Origin of the sequence: Novosphingobium marinum, from assembly GCF_013408095.1 — a bacterium.
GTDB classification, from domain to species: Bacteria; Pseudomonadota; Alphaproteobacteria; order Sphingomonadales; family Sphingomonadaceae; genus Novosphingobium; species Novosphingobium marinum.
Genome location: NZ_JACBZF010000010.1, coordinates 28,632 through 51,848, shown reverse-complemented (window position 1 = coordinate 51,848; position 23,217 = coordinate 28,632). Strand labels below are relative to the sequence as shown.

General features: G+C 60.2%; 28 protein-coding genes and 2 pseudogenes. 8 read left to right on the top strand and 22 right to left on the bottom strand.

From position 1 onward, the window contains the following. Positions 1-94 precede the first annotated feature (94 nt). From FHS75_RS16760 to FHS75_RS16750, 3 genes and pseudogenes are all read left to right on the top strand, one after another. Positions 95-797: pseudogene (locus FHS75_RS16760) on the top strand (class I SAM-dependent methyltransferase); the annotation flags it as partial. A gap of 333 nt (positions 798-1,130) precedes the next feature. Next, positions 1,131-1,547 carry an MbcA/ParS/Xre antitoxin family protein gene (locus FHS75_RS16755; protein WP_050599403.1) on the top strand — a complete coding sequence of 139 codons (417 nt, stop codon included), beginning with the start codon at positions 1,131-1,133 and terminating at the stop codon, positions 1,545-1,547. Beyond that, positions 1,544-2,257, top strand: a complete 714-nt coding sequence (locus FHS75_RS16750) for an RES family NAD+ phosphorylase (protein WP_179408792.1) — start codon at positions 1,544-1,546, stop codon at positions 2,255-2,257. The genes FHS75_RS16755 and FHS75_RS16750 overlap by 4 nt, the downstream gene beginning before the upstream one ends. A gap of 71 nt (positions 2,258-2,328) precedes the next feature. On the opposite strand, the gene FHS75_RS16745 is transcribed toward FHS75_RS16750, so the two are convergent. The 3 genes from FHS75_RS16745 to FHS75_RS16735 all read right to left on the bottom strand — a co-directional run bounded on the left by FHS75_RS16745 (position 2,329) and on the right by FHS75_RS16735 (position 3,492). Then, positions 2,329-2,742 (bottom strand): hypothetical protein, encoded by a 414-nt coding sequence (locus FHS75_RS16745; protein ID WP_179408791.1) that lies wholly within the window; start codon positions 2,740-2,742, stop codon positions 2,329-2,331. A 123-nt stretch (positions 2,743-2,865) separates the two neighbouring features. Continuing rightward, positions 2,866-3,057, bottom strand: a complete 192-nt coding sequence (locus FHS75_RS16740) for a DUF3008 family protein (protein WP_050599382.1) — start codon at positions 3,055-3,057, stop codon at positions 2,866-2,868. Positions 3,058-3,126: 69 nt separating this feature from the next. Next, on the bottom strand, positions 3,127-3,492 hold the full coding sequence (locus tag FHS75_RS16735; protein WP_050599381.1) for a PRC-barrel domain-containing protein: 366 nt from the start codon (positions 3,490-3,492) through the stop codon (positions 3,127-3,129). 595 nt (positions 3,493-4,087) lie between these two features. Here FHS75_RS16735 and FHS75_RS18150 point away from each other — a divergent pair. From FHS75_RS18150 to FHS75_RS16720, 4 genes and pseudogenes are all read left to right on the top strand, one after another. Then, positions 4,088-4,213, top strand: a complete 126-nt coding sequence (locus FHS75_RS18150; protein ID WP_268234557.1) for a hypothetical protein — start codon at positions 4,088-4,090, stop codon at positions 4,211-4,213. Continuing rightward, on the top strand, positions 4,213-4,401 hold the full coding sequence (locus FHS75_RS16730) for a hypothetical protein (RefSeq protein WP_160729012.1): 189 nt from the start codon (positions 4,213-4,215) through the stop codon (positions 4,399-4,401). The genes FHS75_RS18150 and FHS75_RS16730 overlap by 1 nt, the downstream gene beginning before the upstream one ends. Before the next feature lie 12 nt (positions 4,402-4,413). Further along, a pseudogene (locus FHS75_RS16725) lies at positions 4,414-4,596 on the top strand (DUF3768 domain-containing protein); the annotation flags it as partial. Between the two features lie 10 nt (positions 4,597-4,606). Beyond that, entirely contained in the window at positions 4,607-4,801 is a 195-nt protein-coding gene (locus FHS75_RS16720; protein ID WP_160729013.1) for a hypothetical protein, read from the top strand. Between the two features lie 63 nt (positions 4,802-4,864). Here FHS75_RS16720 and FHS75_RS16715 read toward each other — a convergent pair whose 3' ends face one another. The 6 genes from FHS75_RS16715 to FHS75_RS16690 all read right to left on the bottom strand — a co-directional run bounded on the left by FHS75_RS16715 (position 4,865) and on the right by FHS75_RS16690 (position 8,928). Beyond that, positions 4,865-5,185 (bottom strand): helix-turn-helix domain-containing protein, encoded by a 321-nt coding sequence (locus FHS75_RS16715; protein WP_179408790.1) that lies wholly within the window; start codon positions 5,183-5,185, stop codon positions 4,865-4,867. A 71-nt stretch (positions 5,186-5,256) separates the two neighbouring features. Continuing rightward, positions 5,257-5,568, bottom strand: coding sequence for a type II toxin-antitoxin system RelE/ParE family toxin (locus FHS75_RS16710; RefSeq protein WP_218845312.1), 312 nt, complete (start codon positions 5,566-5,568; stop codon positions 5,257-5,259). Between the two features lie 326 nt (positions 5,569-5,894). Then, the gene (locus FHS75_RS16705) at positions 5,895-6,167 is read right to left on the bottom strand and encodes a WGR domain-containing protein (protein ID WP_067502382.1); all 273 of its coding nucleotides are present in this window, start codon (positions 6,165-6,167) and stop codon (positions 5,895-5,897) included. 444 nt (positions 6,168-6,611) lie between these two features. Next, the gene (locus FHS75_RS16700) at positions 6,612-7,529 is read right to left on the bottom strand and encodes a nucleotidyl transferase AbiEii/AbiGii toxin family protein (RefSeq protein ID WP_179408789.1); all 918 of its coding nucleotides are present in this window, start codon (positions 7,527-7,529) and stop codon (positions 6,612-6,614) included. Positions 7,530-7,537: 8 nt separating this feature from the next. Then, complete coding sequence (locus FHS75_RS16695) at positions 7,538-8,323, bottom strand: type IV toxin-antitoxin system AbiEi family antitoxin (protein WP_094744547.1); 786 nt, start codon at positions 8,321-8,323, stop codon at positions 7,538-7,540. A 332-nt stretch (positions 8,324-8,655) separates the two neighbouring features. Then, on the bottom strand, positions 8,656-8,928 hold the full coding sequence (locus FHS75_RS16690) for a WGR domain-containing protein (protein ID WP_067501020.1): 273 nt from the start codon (positions 8,926-8,928) through the stop codon (positions 8,656-8,658). 257 nt (positions 8,929-9,185) lie between these two features. Between FHS75_RS16690 and FHS75_RS16685 the strand changes: the two genes are divergently transcribed. After that, complete coding sequence (locus FHS75_RS16685; protein WP_179408788.1) at positions 9,186-9,401, top strand: hypothetical protein; 216 nt, start codon at positions 9,186-9,188, stop codon at positions 9,399-9,401. 31 nt (positions 9,402-9,432) lie between these two features. On the opposite strand, the gene FHS75_RS18145 is transcribed toward FHS75_RS16685, so the two are convergent. From FHS75_RS18145 to traC, 13 genes are read right to left on the bottom strand one after another with little or no spacing between them, the layout of a single operon-like run. After that, positions 9,433-12,207, bottom strand: a complete 2,775-nt coding sequence (locus FHS75_RS18145; RefSeq protein ID WP_179408787.1) for a conjugal transfer protein TraG N-terminal domain-containing protein — start codon at positions 12,205-12,207, stop codon at positions 9,433-9,435. 12 nt (positions 12,208-12,219) lie between these two features. Beyond that, a complete protein-coding gene (locus FHS75_RS16675) occupies positions 12,220-13,662 on the bottom strand; it encodes a conjugal transfer protein TraH (RefSeq protein WP_179408786.1) in 1,443 nt (480 codons plus the stop codon). After that, positions 13,662-14,468, bottom strand: a complete 807-nt coding sequence (traF, locus tag FHS75_RS16670) for a conjugal transfer protein TraF (RefSeq protein WP_160729019.1) — start codon at positions 14,466-14,468, stop codon at positions 13,662-13,664. Before traF ends, FHS75_RS16675 begins: the two co-directional genes overlap by 1 nt. Next, positions 14,465-14,842, bottom strand: coding sequence for a hypothetical protein (locus tag FHS75_RS16665; RefSeq protein ID WP_179408785.1), 378 nt, complete (start codon positions 14,840-14,842; stop codon positions 14,465-14,467). Before FHS75_RS16665 ends, traF begins: the two co-directional genes overlap by 4 nt. A 1-nt stretch (position 14,843) precedes the next feature. After that, the gene (locus tag FHS75_RS16660; RefSeq protein ID WP_179408784.1) at positions 14,844-16,583 is read right to left on the bottom strand and encodes a conjugal transfer protein TraN; all 1,740 of its coding nucleotides are present in this window, start codon (positions 16,581-16,583) and stop codon (positions 14,844-14,846) included. Beyond that, positions 16,580-17,317, bottom strand: a complete 738-nt coding sequence (gene trbC, locus FHS75_RS16655; RefSeq protein WP_229735713.1) for a type-F conjugative transfer system pilin assembly protein TrbC — start codon at positions 17,315-17,317, stop codon at positions 16,580-16,582. Before trbC ends, FHS75_RS16660 begins: the two co-directional genes overlap by 4 nt. A gap of 14 nt (positions 17,318-17,331) precedes the next feature. Continuing rightward, the gene (gene traU / locus FHS75_RS16650; protein ID WP_373285051.1) at positions 17,332-18,384 is read right to left on the bottom strand and encodes a conjugal transfer pilus assembly protein TraU; all 1,053 of its coding nucleotides are present in this window, start codon (positions 18,382-18,384) and stop codon (positions 17,332-17,334) included. Then, the gene (locus FHS75_RS16645) at positions 18,347-18,619 is read right to left on the bottom strand and encodes a hypothetical protein (RefSeq protein WP_160729023.1); all 273 of its coding nucleotides are present in this window, start codon (positions 18,617-18,619) and stop codon (positions 18,347-18,349) included. The genes traU and FHS75_RS16645 overlap by 38 nt, the downstream gene beginning before the upstream one ends. After that, positions 18,616-19,272: a type-F conjugative transfer system protein TraW gene (gene traW / locus FHS75_RS16640; protein ID WP_229735712.1), complete on the bottom strand. Its 657-nt coding sequence runs from the start codon at positions 19,270-19,272 to the stop codon at positions 18,616-18,618. Before traW ends, FHS75_RS16645 begins: the two co-directional genes overlap by 4 nt. Then, positions 19,269-19,790, bottom strand: a complete 522-nt coding sequence (locus FHS75_RS16635; RefSeq protein WP_229735711.1) for a S26 family signal peptidase — start codon at positions 19,788-19,790, stop codon at positions 19,269-19,271. The genes traW and FHS75_RS16635 overlap by 4 nt, the downstream gene beginning before the upstream one ends. Continuing rightward, positions 19,777-20,328 (bottom strand): TrbI F-type domain-containing protein, encoded by a 552-nt coding sequence (locus FHS75_RS16630; RefSeq protein WP_179408783.1) that lies wholly within the window; start codon positions 20,326-20,328, stop codon positions 19,777-19,779. The genes FHS75_RS16635 and FHS75_RS16630 overlap by 14 nt, the downstream gene beginning before the upstream one ends. After that, positions 20,321-20,605, bottom strand: coding sequence for a hypothetical protein (locus tag FHS75_RS16625; RefSeq protein ID WP_147367021.1), 285 nt, complete (start codon positions 20,603-20,605; stop codon positions 20,321-20,323). The genes FHS75_RS16630 and FHS75_RS16625 overlap by 8 nt, the downstream gene beginning before the upstream one ends. Positions 20,606-20,661: 56 nt before the next feature. After that, the gene (gene traC / locus FHS75_RS16620; RefSeq protein WP_179408796.1) at positions 20,662-23,214 is read right to left on the bottom strand and encodes a type IV secretion system protein TraC; all 2,553 of its coding nucleotides are present in this window, start codon (positions 23,212-23,214) and stop codon (positions 20,662-20,664) included. Positions 23,215-23,217: the final 3 nt, after the last annotated feature.

Below are 23,217 nucleotides of genomic sequence, written 5' to 3'. Positions count from 1 at the left end.
TGGGGCTTAGCGACCTCCGGCGGTAACGGCCATCATGCGGTTCTTGAAATGTTCTCGCTTAGCGTTGTCTGGCGTACCTTCCACGCGATGCCCTCAAGAGGTTCTCGATATCGGCTGTGGCTGGGGCGGAATGGCGATCTACCTCGCCCGAAGAATGGATCTGAGCGTCACGGGCATCACGCTCAGCGAGGAACAGCTTGGCTTGGCACGTACACGCGCCGATGAAGCAGGCGTCTCCGATCGCGTGAAGTTCGAACTGATCGACTATCGTGACCTCGCCGCCAGCGGGCAGCGTTTCGATCGGATCGTCGGTGGGCATGTTCGAGCACGTCGGACGCCCGCAATTCGAGACATTCTTCCGCAGCTGCGCCAATATGCTTGCGGACGACGGGGTGATGCTGCTCCATACGATCGGCCGGATCGGCACACCGGGTACAACCGACGCTTTCACGCGCAAATACATCTTTCCCGGTGGCTACATCCCGGCTCTTTCGGAGACGGTAGCGGCGAGCGAAAAATATCGTCTCATTGCCAGTGACGTCGAAATGCTGCGGCTGCATTACGCCAGAACGCTGCGCGCATGGTATGCCAATTGCGAAGCCAACCGCGAGAGGATCGAGGTAATGTTCGATGCGCGGTTCTATCGCATGTGGATCTTCTACCTGGCCGGCGCCACGGCGGCTTTCGAAAATGGCGGAATGTGCAATTACCAGATTCAGTATTGCCGCGATCGGCGGGCTTTGCCTTTGACCCGCGGGTATATCGGCGAGGGGGAAGAGGCGTTGCGGGGCAGGTGAGAGCAGCCCACACGGGTCTCGCGCAACCGGTTTCGATCGAACAGGAAACCGTGCGGACACTAAGCCAGCTTATTCTATGCGACAGGTCTCGAAGATCTCTTTGGAGGGTTCGCAACCCTCAAACGATCAGCGGCGGAGAAGAACCCGGCGACCGGCAGGGATCGGCGGTGCCTGCTGAAATCCCGCTGCTCCGCCTTCCAAGCCAGCTTCGGGTAAGGATATCGCTGGCGATTTGAACGAGGAGAAATGCAAGCCACAGGAACCCTAAAATAACGGACATAGGTTGCCAAATGGCCCTATATGGCCAATACGATGCCATATAGGAGTATTATGATGACTGCATTTCAGCCTGTCGACACCGCAATTCGCGATTTTCGGCCCGTGCCGATTACCGATGACGAGGCCGCTGCGATGTTTCGTGCGGTGGTAAACCTGTTCGGAAAATGGGATGTGACCGACGAACAGGCGTCCACACTGCTCGACGTCCCCGTGCGGTCTTACCGCCGCTGGAAAGCGGACGGTGAACCCGGCCGGATCGACCGCGACGGCAAGGCGCGATTGTCCAACCTGATCGGTATTCACAAGGCGCTGCGCTATATGTTTCGTGAGACACGGCGCGCCCATGACTGGATCAAGGCACCCAATAGCGCATTCCAGGGTCGCTCCGCGCTCGATATCATGCTGGGCGGCGAACTGACCGATCTGATGCGGGTTCGCCGCTATCTCGACGCCGAGCGTGGCGGGTGGTGATCGATCCCGAAACGGTCCCGGTTTCCACTATCGAATGGCAAAGCGCGGTCCGTATCATCCGCAGCATCCACCCGCCGATCGATCTGTTCGAGGATATTGCCGATCCCGCCGACTGGCCGCTCCTCATATCGGCGGAGCAAAAGACCAATCCGCGATTGATGGAGAATATCGGCAATCTCGACCTCGTACCGCAAGAGCGGCGTGTCGGCGGACCGGGGGCGACGTATCTTATGGCACCGTTCACCCATGTCAGCCACGACCGCCCGACGCGATTCAGTGACGGCAGCTATGGCGTGCTCTATGCGGGCAACAGCTTCGAGGTCGCGCTGCTCGAAACCATTCATCATCATAGCCGCTTCATGGCGCGCACGAACGAAGCACCAGGCTGGACTTCGCAATTCCGCGAGGTCGTGATGGACATCAATGCGCGGCTCCATGATCTCCGCGCGGATGAGGGACGATTTAGTGAAGCCGCGGACCCGAATGACTATTCGGCAAGTCAAACGCTGGGAGGGCAATTACAGGCAGCCGGGTCGAACGGGGTGACCTATCCAAGTGTGCGCCGCGAAGGCGGCGAGTGTGCTGGCCTCTTCTATCCCTACCTCGCCTCAAATGCGATCCAGGGCCGCCATCTTGATTATCATTGGGATGGGGCGCGGGTTGATCTCTACCGCGATACCGGGACAGGGGAAGTGTTTCGGATCGTGTGACATGTGAGATGCAAATTTTCGGCAGAGATTTCAAAGGGAAGCGGCGCTGACCATACGCCGACAGTTCTGGTTTAATATTGCTGTGAGCGGCCTGTCGATATCCCCGCGACTGCCTGCTCCATCATCAAGCGTGTCGAACGCAAAGCGCAATTCAACAAAATGCAATCTTCTTGAGTGCAGCCGATATAAATTCGCGCGTCTTCGGGAGCGACAAGCATATCGATCAGAGCGGTTTCGTCGCCGCTTCGATCGCCATCTTCGCCGGCAACAATGGATCGTTTCATAGCCGCTTCGCAAAGAGTCATCAGGCTATCAAAAACCGGGACGAGAATTTCAAGCCGATGCCGCGCCAGCGTCTGGTATATGTAGGGCTGAACCGCTTCGCCATGATCCTTGGCATCGCGCCAGCATCGCATGACGTCCAGAATTATGCCTTCCGGCATATCCAATGCTTCATCGAAGCGGACCGCGTGAGCCTCCGCCATTGTCTAAAGCCTCTCTAGTCTCTCGAACAGAGTCTTGGATCAGGACGCGCGGAACCAATTCCTTGTATCACATACCGAGCGTTCGCCTAAATCGACAAAGCTCCAGTACGGCGATACCGGCGATCAATCATCCTTGTCGGCGTGCTCGGGTTTCCCCTGGCGCTCGCCCTTGGCGAAATCCTCAAGTTCGTCCTCGCTCATCGAGTCATACATGTCTTTCGAAGCGCCTTGCAGATCGCTCACCTTGGTATCGCCGCGCTTCGCGGACAGAGCTGCTCCTGCGGCCTTTTGCTGGGCTTTCGATTTTGCCGGCATGGTATCTGCTCCTTGCCTCCACTCAATATGCTTCTCGGCACTGCGTGCGCGCGAAGTGCGTGGCTTCCGTCACCAGTAAGGTGTGACCGCCCAATAGTCGTACGACCGCGTCTGGTAGTCGCGGTCATAAGCGGTGTCGCGCTCGCTTTCCTTATAGGTCGGCGCGCCCTTCAACTGATCCTCGGTCACGTCGAGCTGATAGCCACCCAGATCGGTATTGTAGTCGAACTTCTCCCAAGGAAGGCTGTGCAACTCGCCGCCCATACCAAGGAAGCTTCCAACCGAAATCTCGACATCGCGGGCCTGCCCGCCGCGCTTTTCGATCAGGACACGTTCGACAGTACCGATCTTGTCGCCATCTGAGCCATACACTGCGGTACCTTCGACGCGGTCGCTGCCAATCAGATCGCTGTTCCTTACGTTTTCATGCGACATCGTGAGAACTCCTTTCCGACTGAAATTGACCAGGAGAGACTTGGTCACAGCGGGGTAACGCTCGCACCGCGATGATAGTTTCTCCGCTCGTCGCAAAAATCTGCTTTGATAACAAAGGTTAGTCACTGAAGCAGTAGGCTGATCGTCAATTTATATGAGCAAGGCGCTCGAACGGCGCGCCGGTTTTCTCGTCGAGAATGGTCTGGCAGCGCGGCAGGGAACCGCGTCAAGTTTGCGCGCAACTTGCTGGGGGCGCTGCGCGATCACATTATGGCGGCGCTGCGAATCCCTTTATCGGTAATCCGCGCACAAGCGTTCTCAGGAAGGGTGCTGAAAGGCAGGCCGAGTTGATCCGCTAGAGCGATAATACATCTTATGTTAAATCAAATACTTATCGTTAGCATGTATGAGTGCAGGTAAAGTTCGCTGACGCAAGAGCGTCAGCCTTAGAAGACCGAAGGCCCTGTTAGCAGTGCCGGGTTCCATCTGCCGGTTGACCTCGGCAAACCATCTGGTGACGTGTTCTTCATTGGGCTCGTCGATGCAGAGACCCGGAAAAGCGTCCTGCAAGTAGACCCGCCGGTAGCAGCCATTGATGTCCTTGGTCTTTGGGACACCAGCGCATTGCCCATTTCTCCCAGAACTCGTCGAGGAACTGGGTGAGCAGAAGGATTTCGGCGAACTGATCGACATCTGCGAAAGTGGCGGGAGCGCGGCGTAATGACCGCTGGCACACTTTCACGCACTGAGAAAATTGTCCGGCTCAATGACCGGGCGCGGCAGGCGATCGGGCTGGCCGGTGTTGCCGTGGCGACAGAGGGATTCCGGGCCTTGCCCGAGGCAGATCGGTCTCGGGTGCGTGAGTTGATCGAGACCTTCGACGCCTTCGTGCCGGACAACGATCCGTAAGGCGAGCGTGATTTCGGAACGATCTATCAGGGCGGCGATGGAAATTGGACGAGCATGCGACCGGCACAACTTGCCGAAACCGTGTTCTGGAAGATCGATTCCTACGACCGCGATTTGCGGTTCGGCAGCGAGAACCCGGCCAACCTAGCGACTGCCCGTCGAGTGCTGACGATCATGGTTGCCAGCGAATATTGAGGGGTGGAGCATGACCAGGCGCAATCCACCGGTCCGCATCGCCGGACCCGACCCCGACCAGATCATCATGCCGGGCGTGCGCCCGGTCACTCTGGGCGAGAAGCTGCAATGCGGCGCCGACATGCCGATGCTGCCGCGCCGAAACCAGAAGCCGCGCGATATCGGCTTCTGGGATCCGCTGCGCGATAAGCTCGATCTGTTCTGACTGGTGAAGTTGGTTGCGCGGCCCGCCCACGGGCGGGCCGCTGCAATTACTGAACGGGTTGCTTCATGCCGCGAGGTGCTCGGGCCGTGCAGCAACCGATACCTTGACGCGAACATCGCGGTCGAGCCGGTCGAGGATGCGCATCAGCCGGTCCACGGTGAAGCGGTCGAGCTTGACCTGGCGGATGCGCGAAAAATCGGCCGCCGCAATACCGGTGCGGGCCTCGGCATCGCGGACGGTCAGTTTTTCCTTGTCGAGCGTCTTGACCACTTCGGCGGCGAGGATCGCGCGGAGCTGACGCAGGCTCGCATCGGCCACGTCGAAATCGGCAAAGACATTGCCTGACCCGCGCACCAGTTCGATGTCGTCCTTCTGTTCGGTCATTCCAGCATCTCCTTCAATCGTCTGATCCGCTCGCGCACGAGGTCGATCTCGCGCTGCGGCGTCGATATTCCCTACGTCGACTTCTTCTGGAAGGCATGCACCACCCAGATATCGTCATCCAGTTGCAGGGCGTAGACGACACGGTAGGCATCGCCGCGCTCCTTGATCGCCAGCTCCCAAACACCGGAGCCGAGACCAGCGAGCGGCTTGGCGATGTCCGGCGCCCCGCCATCGGCCACGATCGTCAGCGCATCGAGCGCCTTGTCGATCGCACGGGCCGGGAACGCCCCGAAATCCTTGCGCGCTGCCTTGATCCACGAAATCGGTCGAAGCGTTGGGGCGCGACATGATCCTATGTAGTCATATCTGACAACACTTGTCAATCGGGTATGTCGGGATGTTTGCCAGCGTGATCGAAGCGAAGCTTTCGTCTAACCATGTTTTCGGATTCATCCTGGTAGGACGTTCCCCACCTTCCCTGACCGCCCTCGTGCCGTGCGGAGATCAAAACCGAAGCCTTCCATCCGGCTCCGCAGACGCCCTTGGCGATGCCGAACGGCAGCCAAAGGCGCTGCCAATTCCTGCGGTGAATATAGACGTCAATCTCCGCATCGCCCAATATATTCACGGCAGTTCGTGTGGAGATTGGGGAGTCTATTCTCCGCCAACCGCATGGAACCAGAGCGACCGGATGCGAAAAGTCGGTCGCTTAAGCCTTTTCAACCGACCGATATGCCACTCCGATCCGGTGCTTGGCGCTTTCGCGTCGACGACGAACTGCATCGACAAAACGCCGCGCCGACGCCGCATTCGGAAAGCTGTCGCGCGCGCCCTTTCCTTTACAACCTATGCGACCCCAGTGACGATCGACGACGGTCCAGCCAAACAGGTCAAGCGTGACCGTGAGCTGATAATCGCGTGCGATGTTGCGCGCAGTATCGACAGCCCGCCAGTGCTCGCGGCATTCGAAGTGCTTTGCCATGAATAAACATTACTCACACCGAAACCCGCAAATCCAACGCAGAAACTGAATCACCGCCCTGCCCTGTGATTCAAATCTTCGATTAAGCATCGCAGGGGTCCTGCTATCCGAGCTTGGGCCACGCGGCCTGACATTTTCCGCAAGGACCTAAAGCATGCGGCGGAGGCCGCGCTTTCGCCGTCGATGCGACAAAATGATGACAACGTGGGCTATCTGAAGTTGATATCATCCCACTCGTTGAGGGTTGGCTTGACCCAGGATCTGATCGCGTTGGGCGCTGACGGTGTCGCGATCTTGAATGCAATGCGCTGGGATTCTGCATCGACGGTGCTGCGATACGGCAGGAAGCTGCAGGCATACTCGAGCGCAACCGCACGGTTTCTGGGAAACGATCCGCAATAAGACCAGGGTTTGATTCCGGACAACGAAGTTTCGATACTAGCTTTATTGAAACAGCATCTTCTCGAGTGCATCCGCCAGTTCACATCGCTTCTTGGCAGGGAGCCGGTCCAGATTGCGTTGCTTCCACAGGACGGCAGACAGGTGCCAAGCTTCCGGTATGCCGAGAAGTTGCCAGTCCGGCTCTCCGCGTTTGAAGCCGACCAGAAACCGCCGATGCGCATCGGGCATGTCGGCAACCATCGCAGCGATGATCGCCTCGCGCGCTTCTTCAAGATCGGCCAGCGCGATCGGCTCATGCGTCATTCCGACAAAACCGCGCTCGAATTCCTCCATAAGCGGTTTTCGTGTCGGGGCAAGAACTTCGCCAATCGGGCGATGGTGACTGATGACGTAGACAAGGAATGCGCGCCGCAGCTCGTCGCCTATACCTTCGTGCGCCAGGAGATCGCGCACGTCGAAAAGATCGCGAGGGTGCTGGCGGTCGAGCGCCGCGACGATCTTGCCCGCATAAAGGTCGCCGAAGGATACGACCTGCAATTCGGCAAAGCCAAAGGCGTCTTCGACTGTTGGCACAACGCTCTTCACGGCAGGATCGTAGACGGTGCCGCGCAGTACCGGCGTCACCTCAATCTTGATCTGCACGCCTCCGGCGCGGACGACCAGCTTGGTGACGATTTTCTCGTCGGCCGAGCGCGAAGCATGGACCTTCGCATCCGGTATTCCGCGTTCGATCCGTTTCGCTATTCGCAGCATGGCCGCGTCGATCGCGGCAAGTGACCTGGTGCGATCCTCGACCGGCAGATAGGTCAGGTCGATGTCCACCGACAGGCGCGGCATGTCGCGCACGAACAGGTTGATCGCGGTACCGCCTTTGAGGGCGAAGGCTTCTTCCTGCGCCACGAAAGGAATGGTGCGGATGAGAAGGGCGACCTGTTGCCGGTAAGGGTCGAGAAAGGCCATGATGCCCGCTACCCCGCCAGATCGGACGGTACGGTTATGTGGTAGCCGGGGTCGAGCGTGCCACCTCTGACCAGGACGCGCTTCCCCGATCCAAGATCGACACGGGTCACATCGAGCCGGGATCGCCAGGCATGCCGGTGGCGGTCCGCGAAGAACAGGAATAGCCGTTTTACCTTCACGCTGGCACACGTCTCCAGCAGGGTTTGCAGGCGACGCGGGCTGAGATCGCTCAGCCCTTCCATCAGGGCATCGACTTGATGGAAACTCTCATGCTTGGGCAACTCGTCGAGCAGCTCGAGCACGGCGCGTTCCTTGCTGGCATAGCGGATGGGCAAGCTTAGGCCAGCGGCGCTGACCATGACCGGGCTGGGTTCCGGCGGCGCGCCGGCATCGCCGGGAAACAGACGCAGACTGTTGTGCCAGCGGAAGGCTACGTCGAGCGGCAAGCTGTCCAGCCATGTCGGCGGTCGCTTCGGCCCGTAGAGGTGAACCTCGCGCATCTCCGCCGAAAGGTAATGGGCATAGCCTAGCTGTTCGAGTGCGGTGCGCCCGCCGACGGTCAGCGGCAGGTCCAGCACGGTCTGGAGCGAGATAACCACCTGCGGCCATGTCAACGGCGCGCGCGAGCGACGATAGACCCGCCGCGCCGGACTTTCGAGCCAGCCAGCGCGGACATACTGGCTGCGCAGCGCCGATGAATAGCCGTGAGCCTCCATCCACGCGGCATCGGCCAGGAGTCCCTCGGGGAGTTCCCGCTGGAGCCGGTTTAGCTTGCCGTCCGAACGCTTAGTCATGCTTCGTGTTTTGGCATACCTTCAAACCAAAATCCAGTTTGAAGCTTTCCGCTTTTGCCAAGCCAAGCTTGGTGTTTGGCGAAGTCTACAAACCTTAGCTCGGACTCAGGGCCCAAACCTGCGGTCGAACTCACGCCTCAGCCGCGAGATCTCGGACGTCTAGTCTGCGAGGTATCCGCGCTGACAATGTTTCGGCATCCCGCTCAAAAGCAGACCAGTTCTCTTAATCTCCGCATTGCGCAATACATTCGCGACAGTACATGCGGAGATTGGAAAGCCTATTTTCCCAAACTGCCTGAAACCATGGCTACGGGATGTGAAAGGTCGCTCGCCTATGTTTCTTCAACGGACCGATATGCCACTCCGATCCGGCGCTTGGCGCTTCCGCGTCGACGACGAGCTGCATCGACAAAACGCCGAGCCGACGCCGAATTCGGAAAGCTGTCGCGCGCGCCCTTCCCGTTACAACCTATGCGACCCCAGTGACGTTCGACGACGGTCCAGCCAAACAGGTCGAGCGTGACCGTGAGTTGATAGTCGCGTGCGATATTGCGCACGGTGTCGACAGCCCGCCAGTGCTCGCGGCATTCGAAGTGCTTTGCCATGGAAAAACATTGCTCACACCGAAGCCCTCAAATCCAACGCAGAAACTGAATCACCGCCCTGCCCTGTGATTCAAATCTTCGATTAAGCATGCAATGTGTGCACTGCCTTCCAACCCTGTCCCATGCGCAGGTTTGGAATTGCCCGCAAGGACCTCGATCAAAGGACTCCGTAACGGACCGCCCGTCCTGATTTGAACGCAGCATTCCGCCAGTTATTGTTTTTAATGACCTAGAATGCTATGCCCAGACAGGAGCGAATGATGGAAACCTTTGATCCATACGCAAATGACGGACCGATCGAGTACGTCGTTAAGACCGGTGACCCATCGCGTGGCGCATCGATGCGAGATGAACGAATCCTCCTCGATGATGGCTTTGATGCTTCTTACAGTTCTGGCGAAACAAGCTCTGGCTCTCTGACCGCTCTCGTTTTAGCTATCCTTTTCATGATCGTAGCTTTCGCCAGCATGTAGGCTGGCCGGGTTTCTCTAAAAAGGCTCGGTTTCATCTTTGATCCCGATCATAGAATCTCCGGTCAAAGCGTTCCTCCGATCCATCGGGCGATCTCTGATCCTCATCAAATTCACGTCGGCGCTGACCATATCGCTGGGTATTCGCATCGAGCCGCTGTCCTAGCGAGGTGCCTCCGTCGTCGATTCTCTTGCCAATCGAACCGTCGGACGAGCCACTTGCCAAGTTGCGCGCTCCCCCATGTGAACGACGCGGCGCGGACCCACGAAGGTCGGCTTCGGAAAATTCCCCAGGAACAGAAACATTTCCGATGATTGACCCACTCTGGGGGATCAAATCCTTATACGGGGCGACGCGCTGATCGTAATAATCGGAGATGATTTCGCGGGCCACCAGATCGTAAGCAGCCTGTTCCTGAGGGGAGTAGTCTGTGCGGGCAAGACTGGGCGCCGTAATGCCCATTTCAGCGGCTTTCTCCTGATAACGACCTGCCACGATCTGGCTCATGTCGAAGTTCACGATCGCGCCGACGCCATCCCGCGTGGATGTGTTACTGCTAAGAGAAAGCGCAGTTTCATCGATCTCCGCAATGCGCCCATCAATCCTTCGGATCTGTTCGAGCGCCTGCTCACGAGAATGGGAGTTGTCGGTGTATGCTTCGCTTCGGTTAAAACTGCCGCTCTGCGAATATGTGCCGCTGTCCTGCGTAACATTCGATCCGTTCGAGCGGTTGTCCGATGTCGATGAGTCGAAGCCATTCGACTGATCGCGACGACCTCCGCGATCGACACTGTCCACATAGACGCCCTGGCCCGAAACTCCTGCCTGTACTCCGCCGCTGATACCGGGTCGCCCACCGCCTCCACGTTGATTGCTACCGCCTCGGCCACCACCGGCGCCGACGCCGATACTTCCTCCCCGGCTAGTTTCCAGCCTATCGGTTTGCGTCTGCTGCTTCCCGGAAGTGGTCGTGATGCGTTCACTTTCGTTGACGCCGTCTCGGGCATCCACCGACTGGTTATCGAAGCGCTGAATATTCTCGCCAGAACGATAACCGGCCGAACTCTCCGACCCACTCGAATTTCGAACACCACTGGTTTGCCTGGTCGAGGTGCGATCAAGAAAAGAAACTGCGCGCGAACGTTCCTGGGTCAATGTATTTCGCGCCGTCTCCAGCTCCGAAAGCGTCTGCTGCCTTTCCGCGTTGTTGAAAGAACTGAGCGACGAGCCGAACGCAAGGCGGCTCATACCCGGAGAGGTGTCGAAGACCGACGAACCATCGGCCATTGTTTTGGTGAACGTTCCGTTCGAATTCACCATCGACTGGACCGCGGCTCCACCCGTGAACGAAGGCGCGGTGTTCCACTGGTTGGCTTGCCGGTTGGAGCTCGACAGGTTCATGTAGCTCTCGTTCCCGTAGGAATAGTTACCGGTCGTTCGCTCGACAGCCGCCGCTTCCGCTGCAGCCTGTGCTGGCGCGAGCATCGACGTCGCTTGCGATGATACGGCCATCGCTCCCCGCGCCATGCCGGCAGCAAGGAACGGAATCGACATCATCAGGAAGCCTGCAATCGTCGCGGTATCGGCGTTGACAGCATCGATACCGGCCATGCCTGCCATCGTGATGCCGCCCGGCGCGGTCGCATTCAACGAGTCCGACGCGCGATCCATGATGAACATGTGCAAGACCACATAGAGTGGGCCCCATGCGGCCAGATAGAAGAAGCCGGTGAAATAACCTTTCAGCGCGGTCACCCCTGTGCGCGGAAGAAGGAAGAGCGGAAAGAGGACCGGGAACATCGCATAGAAGACGACGGTCAGCACGATGTTGAGAAGCGGGACCCACGTCATCGCTTGCTGTGTGATCGACGTGTAGGTGTTGCGCGCCTGTTCCTCGGCGCGGAGCATGGCGAATGTATCGCCATCAGCCGCACCGAGATTGGCGCGCGCTTCGAGGAAGGCACTCACCAGCGAGCGTTGATGGAAAATCTGTTGCGCGGTCTGACTGCTACCGTGGAACTGATTGGCGATGACTGGGAGGTCGGCGATCAGTTTGGCGCGAGCAGCCGCGGGCGTGAGGCCTGGAAAGAGCTTGCGGCCCTCCTCCTCGAGCTGCGCATCGGTATAGGTGACAATTCCGCTCTGAAGGCTCGTGTATCCTGCCTGGCAAGTCACGATCGTCGGGGTGCCCGTGGCAGGGATCCACTTCATACCTCGCGCCGGCGAGCCGGGGCCCATATCGGTCAGGATGTCGTTCGAGTTCGCGATCGTGTCGAAAGACGCATGGCCGAGCAAGATGTCATAGAAGAGGCACTGCTTGAAATACTCCTCGAGATTGGCGCTGATGCGGGGGTCGCGGATCTGGAAGTCCCGGGTGCGATCCCAGAGCCTCGCTCCATAGATCATACCGTTGTTCGACATCTGCAGGGTGCCAGGCATCGTGAAGACGGTCTCGGCCGTGCGCGTCAACCAGTCGCCGGCAGTCGAGCTGACCGACGCGATGAGGGCCAGACCAACCGGGACGTTGCCGACCGTCGAGGGTGCCAGACTGGGATTGAGGCGATCGGTGACCTGCACGGTGGTCGTCGGAACGATGAGTGCCCCGTAAATGAGTGTCGCACCCAGGAACCAGTTGAGCCAGGCGCGCCAGTTCAAACTGAAGGCGACGATCAGAAGCGTGTATATGAAACCCATCACCATCACGACCCGGAGAAGCGAACGGAAGCCCCCTCCCCCCGTCCATGCGGAGACCGCGTTGAGGACGTTGACGATGTATTCCCCGCCCCCAATCGTGAAGATCTCCATCATGGTCCCTGATCCTTACTGGACGCCTTGGTTCGACAGCGACGTGCTGAAGGACAGCGCCGCCGACATCTGCGGGGAGAGATTGTTGCGCAGCGTGCCCTCCAGGAAGACCGCGCGCTGGATGACGTGCTGCGTTCGATCGAGGCGCAGGTTCATGCCTTGGGAATATCCATCGAGGACGTGGCGCACGGAGACGATCTGGTCACGCCATTGCGACAGCGCTTCCTCGTTCGCGTTCTGGAACGTCCCGACTCCCCGCGATGCGTAGCCGTAATATTGCTGCGCAAGCGCATCGAGCAGATCCATCGACACAATCTCGGCCAGATCGTTCATGTCATTGGCTGTCATTCCGCCAAGCGTCGCCGCCGCGTTGACCGAAATGATCTTGTATAGCGGGATCGTGGTCGCGCCGAGCAGTCCGATCTCGTCCGACGTCAGCGCGGTGTTCGACCGGATCTTGGCATTCATGCTCTCGATCATCGCACGGACGCGAGGCTTCAATGCCTGCGCCTGGTCGACCGACATGGTCTGAGTCGTCGGATTGAGACACTTGTCGATCGTATCGCACTTCAGCATCGTGACCGAGTTCGTGCCGTCGAGAAGCGCCGTCAGGAGCGCGCGATCGCCTTGCCCGAAGAACTGGTAGCCGCGCCTTCCGCTCCCATCGCCATCCTGATAATAGATGACGGTCCCCACGAACGTCATGAGGTACTCGCGGAATTGGGGAGAGAAGCTCGGATAGCTCTGCTTCAGCATATCCCACGTGAAGTTGTAGCTTTCCGACGGAATGTTCGGATCGCTGTTCGCAGCGATCGTCGACTCCCGCTGACCGCCGGTCCCGCATTCGTGACGGCCTTTCGCCCAGTCCGAAAAGAGCCCCTGGCTGTTGCCGATCGACTTGCAGATCTCCGACGACATGCGGTCCGACTTTCCCCACAAACCGCCGACGAGATTTTGAGCGGTTTCGCAGCTGTTCATGTTGAACTGGTTCATCTGCTGAGCCTTCTGCGCCATCTCTTCGATCGTCGAGGCGATCTGCGGGCTGATCGACTTGATGGCGAGCTGGAAGGCGAAGCCGAGCGCATTGTTGGCGGTCGCCTTCATCATCGCGACGATCTCGTCGGTGTTGATGAAGGAGAAGCTGCCCGAGAAGACGTCGATGCCGCCGCAACCCGCCTTGATCGAGGGCAGTTGCAGATTGACCGGGTTCACGCTCTTCTGCGGAAACCGTGTCCAGATGTTCCCACCCGAATAATAGCCCGCGGATTGGCCCTGATAGGCGGTCGGCCCGGTCGCGTTGGCCGCCGCACCCATGTCGTTGAAGAAATCGTTGAGCTCGGCCCCAACCTGCGCGCTGACCGGCGCAGCGGCCATGCCTGTCGTCGCCACCGCGCAGAGAGCGACACCGGCGCGTTTTGCGAAACGGGCGGCGATGCCGCCTCTCGTCCGAGTAGACATCAGTAATCGCTCCCTGGCTCGATCTGCGTGAGGTAGAAGATGCGCTGCATGACTTCGTCGGCCGCCATGACGCCGTAGCCGATCGGGATCGGCTGCTTGGTTTGCGTGTCGAACAGGACGATCGCCGGCACGGTGCCTCCCTGAAGACCCATTCGCTGGTACTGTCCGCTGTCGATCACGTAATTCGGGAAGAGCTCATTCGGACCACCGTCCATTGATACAGCCAGCACTTCGAGGCCGTAGTTGTCGGACAACGCGCGCATGACCGGCGAGAACGTCCGGCACGCCGAGCAGCTCGAAGAGTAGAAGTAGAAGACGCCGTAGCGCTGCGTGAGCGCCTGCATCGATCCCTCGCGCTGGTCGCGGCGGTCCGTGAGCCAGGTCTGCTTGGCCAAGGTGCCCACTGGCCGTTCGAGTGTGTAGTCGAGCTCGGGGTTCTGCCAGATCGACCTGCTCCACGTATCGGCGAAGGTCGACGCACGATCGAGCTGCTCACGCTGAAAGCGGATGTAGTTGACGATGTTCTCGGAGGTCGGTTCGAGGATCGCGAGCGCCTTGAGTTCGTCGAGCTGCTTGGTGATCGCCGCCATTCGCTCCACGGCGGGTACGGTTTGGGCGGGCTGTTGCTCCCTCTCCTTCGCCTCGCGCTTCACCTTCTCGGAATTGCAGTAGAACCACGACCCGAGCTTGCGCTCGTGGCAGTAGAAGGCATCGCGCTGGGACGCCGTGTCCGCCGTCTGCGCCAAACTGGGGGCCGTGGCTGCGGCGACTACTGCCGCAAGGCTGAGCAAAGCGAGCTTGTTCATGAGCGTTTCCCTTTGTCGAGGTCGAGCATCTGCAGGAGGAAGGCGGTCTTGAGGTGACCCCGACCACGGTCGATCATCCGGATCATTCCGCCGGACAGGGTCGTCGCGCCGTCGATGCCGGCGTCGGTGAGGCAGAAATCGAAGGCGCTCTCGCCCGCCCGGGAGATCCAACCGCGTTCGAGCAATCGGCCGATAGCGGCCACGAGCTCCGCCCTTGATGCTGGCCGCAGGAACCAGTCGTGGATGCGCGAGAACATCTCCTCCTCGCTGGCAGCAAGGTTGCGTCCGATCGCGACGCTGATTGCGAGATCGAGCACCTCGGCAGCTGGGAACGGATCCCCTTTCTGAAACGCAATGACTTCGCCGCCCGACACTTCAAGTCCCTCCATTCAGAGTGTAGTAGTCTTCAATCTTGGTCTGGATCTGGAGCGACATTTCGATCTCGTCGGGCAGCTTGGCCGCATCGACGAACTCAGCGTAAACCTCGCGGAAATCCATCCGGCTGAGGTCGAGCTGCTGGAACTGGGCAATGAGGAAACCCTCGCAGTCGGGCTCCTTGGCCTTGCCCCATCGCATCCCTAGCTGAGCCTTGCCTTGCTCGTTGAGGATGCGGACCAGCTTGCTCCCGTAGCAGCAGTAGGATTGCTTGCGCGTCACGCAGACGCCGAGGATCTTGTCCGAGCAGTAGGTGCCGACATAATGGCAGAGCCCGGCGTCATCCTTCTTGTCGACGTCCCGGTCCTGGCTGTTGCAGAGCCACGGCGTGAGAAGGGGAACGCCCTTCCCGCTGCAGCAATTGGACAGCCCGAACACCTTCTTCGTGCATTTGAGGTTCTCGCCGCTGAAGATCTTGAGCTGGTTCGGGTCGAACTCGTCCCTGAGTTCGCCCAGGACGTTCATGGCGACCATTGCGTCCTTGAACTCGGTCGACGCCTCGCGCGTGACACTCGTGCATTCGCCGTCGATGCAGTAGAGGTCGCCAGCACAGACGTAGGCAGGCGGCGGAGGCGCGCCCGTGTCCGGTGTCGTGCACTGGAACCAGCGATCATAGACGTTGCAGGTGATGCCATCGGCGTCGTAGCTCAGACATTCGTCATGGCTGAGCGAGCATTCCGGACGTGCCTCGAGCGCAGCACAGTCGTTCGCCGGAAGCAAACCCTGGCACTGATACGTGCGGCTCCACTCCCAGCACGGGCGGGTTACGGGCAAGCCATTGATGACGCGCGTCTCGCTGGGAGCCGTGCAGGTCTCGCCTTGGAGCGAGCACGTCGCTCCACCGATCGTGGCTTCGCATTGTGTTTCGTCGACGGACTCGCTGACAATCGAAATCGTGTTCCGCTCAATGCCGCCGGAGACCGCAGTTTGCGCGGGGCAAGAATAGGTCAGACGGTAAATTGGGTCGCCGGGTTCGGAGCAGTAGCGAGTGCGTCCATTGTCGTACCACTGAAGGCACCCTTGGCCTATCCGGACCCGGTTGATCTCCTGACAACCGCCGGCATCGAGCTGGCCTTGAATGGCGGCGCATTGCCGCGCGCCTAGATTGACATCCCTGTCGAACCCCTCATCGCAGGTGTACTCCCAATACCGGGAACCCTGTGTCTGAATTGTCAGGAGAGCCCTGCACGTCCGCGCTTCGTCGAAAGGCTGCGAGCCCTGGTTGCAACTCTCGAGATAGGTGGTCGAGCCACCGCCCCCGGGAGGCAGTGGATTGCATGAACCGCTCGATCCACCCGGGCTAGCGCCGGGACCAAGATAGGCGTCGGGATCGCTTTCGATGGCGGATGCCGCGGAGAGATCGATCGTCGCAGGATCGACGACCTTGCGGTATGGATCTACGACGATGCGATAGTCCTGCTGATAGCGCTGCGCTTCGCCGGCCGTCGTCAGGCCGACCGCATCGTCAGCATACTCGAGCGATGGAAAATCGGTCCCTCCGTATGTCGGGACGTTCGCTTGCGCACCATCGGCGAGGATGGACCCGTTGGTGGCATCGCGGACGCCCTCCCCGATCGCCTCGCCCTCTGCGCGCGCATCGGCCGAAGTCATCTGGGCATGGGCGAGCTGACCCGTCGCAACGAGAACGGCGCAAGCAAGAACGAGGCCGCGGATGTTCACCGCGCAGACCTGTAGTTGGCGAGCGCAACCCGCGAGACCGGCGAGCCGGGGCCGTTGGCGTTCGAGAAGGTCTCTAGCACGTAGCCAACGCTGACGTTGCCGGCGATCCGGTCGTGCGGAGGCGGCGTGGTCACGCAGTCGAGCTGGTCGCAGGGTTCGAAATCGCTCGAAAGCGCGACGTAGGTCGGTACCCGGTCGACCCGAAACGACCGGAACAGCCGCGGATCGATCGCGACGTTGCTCGCGCCAGCCTGGTCCACAACATTGCGGATGCCGGTGATGAACGCCTGCGGGTTTCCGGCCGAGAAGCCACGGAACACGACGACGCCACCAGCTTTGGTCGTGTCCTCGATCATCTTCGCGAGAGATTCCTCGGGCATCGAAAGGCTCGCGAATGCGATGAACAGTGGAGCACCTTCGGGATTGGCCATGCCCGCTTTCGCGCCGGCGACCATTTCGTCGAAGTCGAAAGGCCCGTCACCGCCCGCAATATCGGACACATCGAGACCTTCGATCGAAGCGTAACCCTCATTGACGATCGTCTGCGCCTCTTCCTGATGTTCCTCGCCATTGGAGGTCACGTAGTCGAAGAGTTCCTGGGCATCCTCTTGGAACTCTCCCGCGCGCGCCTCGATAGCTTGGGGGTCGAACCCGTCAGCGCTCTGCGCGAAGACCGCCGTTACACAGCCGATGAGGCTGAAGCCGGTGAGCGACATAGCGATTTTTCGGTTCACGGCGAGCCTCCGTCCTACAGCACGCAGCAATTGCGTTTACGCCAAAGGAGGAAGCCGACGTCCTCTCCCTTGACCGGGTAAACCTGTCCGGATTTGGGCAGGATGGTTGTCGCCCCGATCGGCGAGCAGCTTTCGCGTCCGCTGACCATCGGCGTGGGGTTGACCTGCTGAAGCCGATACTGGCTCTTCTTGAGGATCGGCATGATGTATTTGGAGCAAAGGGCCTTCGAGCCGCTGGTTCCCCAGGCGAGGCCCTGACGATGCATCTTGTAGATCATTCTCTCGGCCGCGAGCCGCGCCGACTGCTTGATTCCGACATTGGCTCCGATATTGCCGTTCATCGGATACATCGGCCCTTGGCAACCCGAACACCAGAACAGCTCGTCGATCGGCAGTTTGGCGGTCGAGGCGATGCAGTCGGCCGAACACGCGGCCTGCGCGATCGGCGAGGTGAAGAGCGCCGCTTCCGGGTTTAACAGCGTCGTCAGCTCGTCGTCCTGCCAGAGCGGATCGATCTCGCTCATATAGGCAATGTCGAAGGAGCTCGCCTCAAGGCACAGGAAGTCGGTTACGACCTCCAGCCAATAGAGAAGCGGATAGATGTAATAATGAACGTGATATTTGGCGGTGTTCTGCGATTGTCCTCCGATCTGCGAAGAGTTCGACGCATAGCCGTTACCGATCGGGAAGCCAGGGTCGAGCTTGATGCCTCCGAGATTTGGAAAGCACCACGGTTTTGTCGAGACATCGACAAGGCGCACGGGTTCCCAGAATCCCATCGCAAGCCCGACGCGCGGCACGGGCGTTCCGCACGCGCAGATCGGCAGATCCGGATTCTTGGTATCGGCGCGCGAGGATGGCCAGATCTTGAGCGATCCGAGCGAAAGTGGAAACATGCAGCCCCAGCACACATCCGTGATCGGATTGACAAACGATCCGGAACAACGCCCCGGACCGGAGGGCAGTCCTTGGGCGGACGCCGGCGCGACAAGAGCAAGGGCGGCAAGCGCCGCAACAACGGTAAGCCACCTACGCAACATCGTCGGTCTCCCTGAAGAGCCAGGCATCGTCCGCGGCGTTCTTCAGCCTGGCCCATGCCCAGCCCTGAACGGCCATGAAGGTGAAGGCCGCGGCCAGGCTCGGGAGAGCGGCGGACCCGATCAGCTGGCGAAGCTCGCCAAGGAACAGAAGTGCGACCGCGAGAACCAGGCAGGCTGCGATGACGCGGAAGCGCGCAGCCCGCAGCTCCTTGGTTTCCGGAGCGGCCAGCGGAACCGGGATCATATCGCGCCAGGACGTCACGATTGCCTCCGGGGGATAGCTTTTTCGGTAACCAGCAGGAGATCGCCCTTTGCCTCGACGAGCGCGGGCGTGCGGGTGATGCCGAAATGACTGGTGAGCTTGCCCTCCTGGTCGAAGTAGAACCGACGCTGGTGAGTTTTCATGGATTCGAAGGGCGAACCGTCGACGAAAATGATCTTGGCGCGTTCATCGGGTCCGTGCCCGAGCGCCCATTCAACCTCGGCGGGATCGTCGCCGTCCACGAAGACGAGCTTCTTGGATAGCCCCGAAGTCGTTAGCGGATTGACCCGCTGACCACGCGCCGCGATCAGATTGCCTTGGTGGTCGCGAATGTCGTTCTCGACCACGATCGCGGGATCGAATTCCCACGAACGCGTCTCTTCGGCACGCGCCATTCCCGGAACGGGAACCGGACGCATGACGCGATCCTTCACTTTCGCGGCGAACTGCTGGTTCATCTCGTCGAGCTTGCCGGTCGCCTGCGCATGATCGAGACGCGCCTTGATGACGGACAGGAGGTCGGGCTCGATGACGGGCCAGGTCTGACCCATCTGGCCATGATCCTGCGCCTGCGCCTGCGCAGTCGGCATCGACGGCGCCGTCGCAGCCGCGGTGACGGCGGCGCATGAGAGGATGACGAGACGATACCTCACAGGATCGCCACTCCCGTTCCAACGAGGCGGTCGCGGCACACGAAGCCGATGTGCGAATAGCGGCTGTCGAAGCCATCCTTGTGGTGAGTGGCCGCGAACACGCAGCCTTCCGGAACGACGCCGAGAGGACCTTCGGTCAGGGGATCGCCCCGTTTGGTGAGCGGCTTGATCGATGCGATGCGCTCGCCATTGACCAGCACGTCGCGGCCTTCGCGGGTCACGAAATCGCCGGGCAGACCGAAGGCGATCTTGGCGAAGGCGCCAGGCTCTTCGCCGAAATACTTCTGGGTGACCGGATCATGGCCCGGGTGGAATATCACGTAATCCCCGCGGTCGGGAAAGCGGCCACTTTCGACAAGGAACGCCCAGTTCGGCAGCGAATCCGTTGCGTTAATCATGAAGGCATGGGTCTCGCTCCATTGCTGCAGGGACGTCACCGCCGTTCCGACGCCGAAAAGCGCGGCGATCGCGAGTAGCTTGCCCTTGGTCGACAGCCGCTTGGCTCTATTGTTGAACACCGCCCTGCCCTCCCCCGTTCGCGGCCATGAACGCCTGCATTTCCTGCTCGACACGCGCGTCTTGCGTTTGTTGCATGTCGATCGAAGCCTGGGCGATTTGCGGGCGCGGCACCTTCGCGTAGACAGCCGCCTTTACGCTCTGGGTGACATCCGGAACCTCGCCGCCGATCACAGCCTCGTGCACGAGAACGACCTTCCCGCTCTTCGACAGGCCGGCGACGGTCCGATCGAGTGTAGCCATGAAAACGGCCGTTTCCTGGGCGGCGGTCTGTTCGTCGGAACTCGATCGCGCCTGGGCCTGCAGATATTCGCCGATGATGCCTTGCAGCTGAAGCTGCACGAACTCCTGGCGTCCCCCATCTTCAGAGACGAGGTTCTTGGTGACCCAGGCTCCCCAGATGAAGATGGCGGCGGCGGCAGCGAGCAGCGCGATCTCCCGGGGTGAAAGACCCGCGAAAGCGCGTTTGGCAGCCACTGTCTTGGGCCTGCGAACTTCGCCGGTCGCCGCACGATCGGCATTCTCGAACAGATCAGTCATTGTCACCTCCAGCGACTTCGAAAACGGAGCGAAGGCTCGCGCGGCGAAAGAAAGCGATGAGAACCCAGGTGCCGCCGAGGACCGTGAATACGATCGTTTGGAATTGCGCCTGTCGAGCCGCGTCGGCCGCGAGGAAGCGCGCGGTCAAATTGTCCAGCTGAAGCATCGTCCCAGAAAGGGTGAAGCTGCCGAGGAGGACGAAGAACAAGGTCGCGACGCCAAGGGTCGCGAGGCCCGTCGTGGCGAACCACCCGATCAGGCGGAGCGCAACGGCCATTGCGTCTTGGCCGCGTGCGATCCGGGTGTGCGGGGATCCGGCGTGTGCAAATGCGTTCATTCCGCGGCCTCCAGCATCTGATGGGTTTCGGGAAAGGCTACCGCCTCGATCGCATCGTGCATCGGGAAGCCACGGTGGACGTATTCCTCGATGTCCGCGAAGACGTCGGGGCTCGAGGAGTAGAGGGTCGCCGAATAGCGGTCGAGAACGAGCCGCCCGATGCTCTCGGTGTCGGGGCCCCGGATGAAAACATCCGAGTAGTCCACGCCGTTTCGCTTCAAGGACCGCAAGAGCGCCTCGGTCATGTTGTCCATCTCGAAGCGATCCGAATTGCGGAAATCGGAGATCGTCTCGCCCTTCTGCTGAAGGATGAGGAACCAGTCGGAGTTCTCGAGCGCGGCGCGCGACCCCTCCGACTTGTAGTAGTCGTGAATCGATTGCGTCGCCGTGATGAGCGAACCGCCGTATTTGCGGCAGGTGCGCGAATAGGTCTCGACGAAGTCTGCCATCGCCCCGCCCTTCAGCATCTGCCAGGCCTCATCGATGATAAGCGGCTTGGGGATCGAGCGGTCCATCCGGCGCATCACCTGCGAAGCGATGAACATCACGGATGTCAGCACCACGCCGCGCAACTCCTCGCGCGTCGCCAGATCGGAAAGCTCGAAGATGGTGAGGTCGGCCGACAGGTCCAGATTGGCATCGCCGAGGAAGAAGCGACCGAATGTCCCGGTCGAGGCGAACGGCAGCAACGAGGTCGCAAGATCGTAGGCGAAGGGATGTTCGGGCTGCTTGAGCGCCTCGATGATGTGGTCCACCGTTCCATCGCGACCCTCTGCTTCCCAGACGGCGTTGACGGCCTGGTCGATGAGCCCGCGCTCGGTGTCGTTCAGTCGGGTCTCGTTTCGCGCCATCTGCGAAATGATCGACTTCAACATGGCGAGGCAGTCGACCAGATAGTCGTCGTCGCCCTGGGCCAGCTCTTGGTCGATCATCCGGAAGGGGTTGATCGAAATGCCCGAAGAGAGCTTGAATTCGGTGAAGGTGCCGCCGAGCGCCTTCGCCATGTGCTCGAAACTGCGACCGTCATCGATCACGATCGTCTTCGCGCCGACGCCGGCGAAGCTCGCCGTCAGATCCTGAAGGAGCACCGATTTCCCCGAACCCGACTTGCCCGCGATCGCCACGTTGTGGTTGCCGGCACCGTTCTGGAACGGCGACCAGAATTGCGGTTGTCCCCGGCGCCCGATAAACAGCAGATGCGGAATGTTGCCGCCGACATATTCACCCTGGATCGGTGCGATGGCCGCGACGTTCGTGGAGCGCATGGTGCGCAGCCGCTTCATGCGCTTGTAATCGGAATCGAGCCCGTCCGCGAGCATGAGCGGGAAATGGGCCATGAAGGCGGGCAGCTGGATATGGGTCTCGTCGATCAGGTCCCACCCGCTCGCCTTGTAGAGCGCCTTGAGCGTTCGCTCGCAGGGCTCGCCACGTCCCTTGGGCGCGAGGATCGAAACCGCATAATAGCATGAGACCAGCTTTTCGCCCTGCTTCACACGGTCTTGGACGAACTGCCATTCGGCGGCCTCTGTGCGAAGCTTCGGGACGAGCTTGACGCCCTTTCCCTCCGCCAGCGAGCTCGTGCGCGCGAACTTGTATCCCGCCTTGCTTTCCGAAGACTCCTGCCCGGGGATGACCCCGCATACGGTCTGGAGGACCGGGCACGGCAAGTTCAGCTTGGGATTGAAGATATCGCCGATGATCTTCTGCGTGTCCCACGGAGCCCAGCGATCGGGGAAATTGCGCACCGCCATCGTCCTTATGTCGAAGCGCTCGGGGACGAAATCCTTCATCTCCGGCACGCCCTCGACGGAGGCACCCGTTGGGCGGAGCGACTGCGCATGAAGGATAAGGCGATCCTTCTCGACATGCGTGACGAGATCGCGGCGGACGCATTGTTCGTTGATTGGATCGAACCGGTTGTAACCCGGAACCTCGTCTCCAGCTCCGGTCGACGGAGCCAGGATCTCGTCGAAAAAGCGGATCAGATCGGTGGGCTCGAATTGCTTGATTGGAACGTCGATCGATTCCAGCGCCGAAATGATCCCGTCGCGCATCGTCACCAGATCATCGGTCGTCAGCCCGGAGCCTTGACTGACGCCGACCGACATGACGACACGGTAATTGCGGACGAAGAAAGGGCCGTCGCTCGCGAGGGTCGACCACGCGCCGTTGCGGAGCTTGTCGAGACGATGTCGGGCAAGGGTCTGGAAGACGCCCGAGGCGCTGAAGCGCGGCAGCGCCCAGTCCTGCAGCTTCTCCGCGACGCGCGGAGAGGAATAATTGGTTACGCTGAATTTGGTCCCGGGCAGGAGGATATCCGAGAACAGCGAGCTTATGATGTCGTTGACGCGATCATTGGCCCCGACCAGCGGTGCAAGCTCGAGGATGAAGCCTTTCGAGCGGACCTGGTGGAAGACCCGCTTTTCTTCGTCGTAGGAGCGATAGCCCAGATAGTGCGAAAGCATCGGCACCTGCGGCGGGTTCGATTTCTGCTCGGGTTTCCGGCTGTCGCCGACCACCAGGTCCACGATGTTGCTGAATGCTCTCATCAT